Raw genomic sequence first — 6,028 nt, forward strand, 5'->3', positions numbered from 1 at the left:
AGATATACCTCTTTCTTAACTATGCTTATTTTACCTCATATTTTCGAGATCCTTAACAGGTTCTAAGATTCATGCCCATGCTTTCTGCTAATTGTTTTGCTAGCTCGGTTTTACCAACACCGGTTGGCCCTGCAAAAAGATAATTTGCTAAAGGCTTATTGTAATTTCTCAACCCAGATTTAGCAATTTTAATAGAATTAACAAGAGATTCTATTGCCTGCTCTTGGCCAAAAATCACCTTCTCTAGATTAGCTTTTAAAGACTTTACTTTCTGCAAATCATCAGATTCAGATCCGCAAGGCACATTTATAATTCTAGTAATGGTATTCTTAATATCTCTACTATTTACAATTTTACCCCTGTTTCTTAGCAATTTACAATATGCCCCTGCCTCACCAATAACATCAACCGCTTTATCAGGTAATATTCGCCCAGTAATATACTTATGCGAAAGTTCAGCCGCAGACCTAATGGCATTCTTTGTATAATATACTCCATGATACCCTTCATAGTAGTGCTTTATACCATCTAGTATCTTTATCGTTTCATTAACAGAAGATTCTTTAACATTAATTTTTTGAAACCTTCTCGCTAGTGCTTTATCTTTTTCAAAACTAGCGCTGTATTCTCTATATGTGGTGCACCTATACAACGCAGTGTACCTCTTGCAAGCGCAGGTTTGAGTAGGTTACCTGCATCAAGAAGGCTACCACTTGTAGAACCTGCTCCAATGATAGTGTGTATTTCGTCAATGAAAAGGATAGCACCTGGTTTTACCTCAATCGCTTTTATTATAGATTTTATTCTCTCTTCAAAATCACCTCTGTAGCGTGTCCCTGCAAGGAGTGATCCTAAATCCAAAGCATAAATTATACTGGACCTGAGTGCACTCGGAACACTGCCTTCAATGATCTTCAATACCAAACCCTCAACTATTGTTGTTTTGCCAACACCTGGGTCTCCAACATATAAAGGGTTGTTTTTTCTACGCCTCAATAATATTTCTATAGTGCGATTTAATTCATAATCACGACCAATAACATAATCTATTTTTTTGCTTCTTGCATAGTCATTTAAATTTTTACAATAACTTTGTAGAATTTCCTCATCTTTTAGTAGCTCACCTTTATTTACTGTAGTAGGAGCGTCATTATTTTTATCAAGTTTTACTTTATGATTGGTGGTGTATTCATCTATATCGTTAGAGTATTTCATATTAGATATATGGTAAATCAAATTGGAATCTTTCGCACTTTGTTTCTGTAATAGATCTTCAACGTATAAATCTTGCCCAGACAAAATCTCTACTAGAACACTTGCTCCATTTATTTCTTTTTTCCCCAAGCTATGAGCCCGTATTATTGCTCTGTGTATTATGCATTGAAACATTGAGCTAGGTTTAACTCCACTGATAATCAATACAGAACTGCTTTGTAAAAACCCTTTTATATTATTATTATAATCATTAGCCTTAATATTGCATCTTGATAGAATGTTATCCATATTGATGATTTCATCGGCTCTGATATTACATCTTGATAAAACGTAATTTACGTCCACGTCTTTAGTTAACGCCAGCAATAAATGTTCTACTTTCGCATATTTTAGATTAAAATTAGAAGCAATGAATAGTGCTCTATTCAAACTTGCCTCTAAGTTTTTGGAAATCATCTCCTATTCTCTTTAAAAGTGGGAACTCATATATAATGAATAGCACACAATTATTAAAAAAATTGAAATCCAGCAGTTCGCTGTAGCTAATTTGAATCCCCACTCTGGATCTACGTCATAGCACCGCGATATCTCAACATAGATTCCGCTAATGAGTAGCGGAATGACGAGTTTTACGCTTATCAAGTTGTAGGTAAATTCTATTTAATACGCTTTTTCTAGTACTCTGCTTTTCTTCTGAAATGCATTGATCTTTTTTCTACCGTATTTAGTCTTTAGCGTACTTGGCCTTTTAAAGACCTTTTTGCTGTTACGTTTTTTAAATTGCACACTACAATCAAAATTTGGCTCTCCTTCTTTGTCTGCCAGCGCAGGCAGTCTTCTCTTATCTTGAGGTGTAACAAAAGATAGCGCATGCCCTTCAGCTCCAGCACGTGCAGTTCTACCTATACGATGAATATAGTCAGCTTGCGACTGTGGTGCATCATAATTGATAACATGTCGAATGTGGGGAATATCAAGGCCGCGAGAAGCAACATCTGTTGCAACCATGATTTGATTACGGCCACGACGAAAAGAATTAATGACCCTTTCGCGCTTGTGCTGCCTTAAATCACCATGAATTGCTAAAGCGCTATAGTCATCTTTATGCAATCTGCTAGCTAGCTGATCCGCTCCTTGCTTTGTTTTGACAAAGATAATGATTGACCCTTCGCGCTGACATAGTTGTATAACAAGCTTCCCATATTTTTCTGATTCTGATGCATAAACAACTTCTTGCTTAATTTTTACAGAAGTTGTAGCCTCACAATCAACAGAAATACGTTCTGGTCGATTAAGGTACTTCTCAGTAAGTTCAACTATATCACTAGGAAGAGTTGCAGAAAACATAAGAGTCTGCCGTATTTTTGGCAGATATTTCATGATCCCTTCAATTTGAATTCCAAAACCCATATCAAACATACGATCCGTTTCATCAAGCACAAGAACGCTAACATTGCGAGTAATCAAAGTTTTACGCTCAATATGGTCTATAATACGACCAGGAGTACCTATTACAATTTGTGGTTTTTTCTGAAGCTGATTTAGCTGCCTAAAAATAGGCTCACCACCAATCAATAAAGCGACCCTTAGTGCAGAATTTTGAAATAAGAGTTTTCTTATCTCATTTGTTACCTGATGCGCAAGCTCCCTGGTTGGCACGATGACTAAAGCTGAACCAGTGTTAGGCTCATTCAGCAACTTAGCAACCAACGGAATAGCAAATGCCAAAGTTTTTCCAGTTCCCGTTTGAGCAGACCCAAGAATATCTTTACCTTGTAGCGCTAAGGGAATCGCTTGTATTTGAATCGGAGTTGGGACGAAAAGATTATTTTTATCTAGAGCTTGTGTAAGCAAAGCTGGGAGACCCATCCCATGAAAATTATTCACAATACGTTAATCCTGTTAAAAGACTTCATAATAGATTAATCTTCCAATCTTAAATTTATTGCAGATTTTTTATCTTCTCCGTTTCTACCGCGCTCCTCTTTAACCTCATAACTCACCCTTTCTCCTTTTATCCCCTTCTCTTTATTCTCTCCTTTAAGTGTCTCAGGCCTTATTCCTGAACGTTCCAACGTGCTAATATGTACAAAAACGTCACCCCCTTTACCTTCTGGCTTGATGAAACCATAGCCTTTTTCGGCATTAAACCATTTTACATTACCAAATTCCATTTAAACAACTCCTAAATTATTAATTAACATTACTAATGTGATGAAAAACTTTAAAATTACGATTGGGAATGCTTTAAGCTTAGCTATTGAAACTAAACCTTTATACTCCATAGTCTATTCTTAACATTACATGACAATAATACACAATTGTTGTACTTAATGCAAATAAAATTTTTAATCGTTAAGCGAACCTGCAACCGTCATTTCGCTAACTTTAATCGTTGGTGAATTAAATTGCCCACAAAAAGTTAGATCATCTGCAACGACTAAATTGCTAAACATATCCTTCAAATTGCTAGCAATGATAATTTCATGTATTGGATACATTATTTTTCCATTTTCTATAAAAAATCCGGAAGCGCCTTGGCTGTAATCGCCATTGATTAAATTAACACCAAAACCAAATAAATCAGTTACATATATTCCCTCTTTCACTTTCTGAATTAATTCTTCAAACGATACATTACCATTCTCAATGTAGAGGTTACTAGCTGCAGGAATAACTGCAGCATTACTTGCACGAGTTGCACTTCCGGTTGTTTCTGAGTCTAATTTTCTAGCCGAGTATAAGTCTAAAATCCAATTTTGTAATATTCCGTTTTTTACAAATATATTTTTCTTGCTAGTTATCCCTTCTCCATCAAATGGCCTCGATGCTATGCCTCTTGGCAACAATGGATCATCGATAATATTAATTCTATCGTTGAAAATCTGAGCGTTTAAACTACCCCTCAAGAAAGAACTGTTGCTTATAATACTGCTCCCATTTATAGCAGAAGCAAAACTTTTTACTAGCCCTTTTGCTGCTCTTTTTTCAAAAATAACTGGAAATTTACCAGTTTTCATTGTACGTGAATTCAATTGATCAACTGCTCTTTTTGCTGCTTCTTTTCCCATTAACTCTGGCAACTTTAAATCACTAAAATTACATGCTATATCATAATCGTAACCAACCTTCATTTCACTTTCTCTTCCAGCAACAACAGAGACCTGATTAGCAAAGGTTGATTTACTAAACGAGCCAATAAAACCAGAAACAGTCGATAATACTGTATTCACTAAAGCGTATGAAGAAGAGGCTCCTTCAGAATTAGTGATACTCTTATGTGCAAGGGCTGAATTTTCTGCAGCTTCAGCAATTTCTTTTAGGTTATCAACGGTTACAACATTATTATCTGAGATACTTAAATCTGCAGAAGAGATATAATTACTACCATTTACAGCAAAATTAATGCAAGGATCTTCTGGCGCATTCTTTGCCATTTCTACCACTTGGCTTACTGTATCACTCAGATTATTCAAATCGTTTGTAGAAATATACGCAGCTTTGTTTTTACCTGCTATAGCTCTGATTCCTACAGTGCAATTTTTAGATTGTGATATTTGCTCAATTTTTGATAGACGCTGAGAAACTGAAGTCTTATTAGTTTCATGTATTGTAACTTCCGCATCTTGATTTTGCTTTTTTATTAGTTTAGTAATATCTGCTGCAATATTTAATATATTCATTTTCTATTCCTTAGATTTCTATAAAGATTCTGCACCACCTATAACTTCAATTAAATCAGTCGTAATCGCTGCTTGACGAGAACGATTATAAAGCAATGCTAATTTGTTCAGTATCTCTTTAGTGTTTCTGTTTGCTGATTCCATAGCAACCATTCTAGCACTATTCTCACTCGTTGCACTTTCAAGTAAAGCAGAGTAAAGAGCAATTACAACGTAATCTTGAACCAAAGATTTTAAAATAAATTCAATATTTTGTGGTTCATACTCATAGCCGTAATCTGTTGTTGGACCAGCCAGAGAGCTATCAATCAAGGATGAGTCTTTACTCCATGGTTTTATTGTTTCCAACATTGGTTTTTGCGTGAAGGTATTATAGAATTTACTATAAAAAACTTTAACTTTATCGTATTTACTTAAATCTATACCATCAACCAAAGCTTCTACGTGCTTTAACGTGATTCCCTTACTATTTTCAATTTTTAAGATACTTTGAGAGTCAAGTCTATTTTTACCTACATCAAAAGCTTTTTTACCAAGAAATACAATATCTACTTTTTTGCCATTTGCGATTGACTTATTTACACGCTCTTGACTAAATTTGACAATAGAAGAGTTAAAGTTGCCGCACAAGCCACGATCAGACGCAACAATGAATACTAGGTAAGAACCGTCGTTACTGACATTTAGAATTTTTGCTAGTAATTCTTGATCAACTGATAGCATTAATGAAGAAATAATGTTATGCAGCTTAGATACATATAATTTTGAATTTAATAACTTCTTTTGGCTTTGTAACAACTTTGCTGCAGAAACCATTTGCATTATTTTCGTGGTTTTCTGTACAGATTTAATATTCTTAATTCTTAAGGATAATTCCTTTAAGCTCTTCATTTTGTATACAACCCTGATTTATCAAAATATATAACTGTTAGTGTCTAAAAGCAAGTTTTTTTGACATTAAGACCAAGTCTAGCTAAGAAACTTGCAGGTTTATTGTTTGGAGATAAGGATTATATTAAGAAAGTGCTCTAACTTCAGCAATATCAATGTGAAAGTAGCCTAAGAGGTTGTCCACAAACCAGTAAATCAAGCATATTCCCTACTTAACATAACTTTACTCATAGCCAGAT

General features: G+C 34.8%; 4 protein-coding genes and 1 pseudogene. All 5 read right to left on the reverse strand.

Going from position 1 to position 6,028, the window contains the following annotated elements; genetic code table 11:
* Window positions 1–64: 64 nt before the first annotated feature.
* Window positions 65–1,671: pseudogene (locus tag OZD61_RS03145) on the reverse strand (AAA family ATPase); the annotation flags it as partial.
* A gap of 204 nt (window positions 1,672–1,875) precedes the next feature.
* Window positions 1,876–3,102: a DEAD/DEAH box helicase gene (locus tag OZD61_RS03150; protein ID WP_458695283.1), complete on the reverse strand. Its 1,227-nt coding sequence runs from the start codon at window positions 3,100–3,102 to the stop codon at window positions 1,876–1,878.
* Window positions 3,103–3,137: 35 nt separating this feature from the next.
* A complete protein-coding gene (locus OZD61_RS03155) occupies window positions 3,138–3,389 on the reverse strand; it encodes a cold-shock protein (protein ID WP_064124857.1) in 252 nt (83 codons plus the stop codon).
* 174 nt (window positions 3,390–3,563) lie between these two features.
* Complete coding sequence (locus OZD61_RS03160; protein ID WP_274979818.1) at window positions 3,564–4,898, reverse strand: TldD/PmbA family protein; 1,335 nt, start codon at window positions 4,896–4,898, stop codon at window positions 3,564–3,566.
* A gap of 18 nt (window positions 4,899–4,916) precedes the next feature.
* Window positions 4,917–5,789, reverse strand: coding sequence for an ATP synthase F1 subunit gamma (gene atpG / locus OZD61_RS03165; protein WP_274979819.1), 873 nt, complete (start codon window positions 5,787–5,789; stop codon window positions 4,917–4,919).
* Window positions 5,790–6,028 lie beyond the last annotated feature (239 nt).

This window comes from Wolbachia endosymbiont of Drosophila bocki (assembly GCF_028982005.1).
Classification (GTDB): domain Bacteria; phylum Pseudomonadota; class Alphaproteobacteria; order Rickettsiales; family Anaplasmataceae; genus Wolbachia; species Wolbachia pipientis.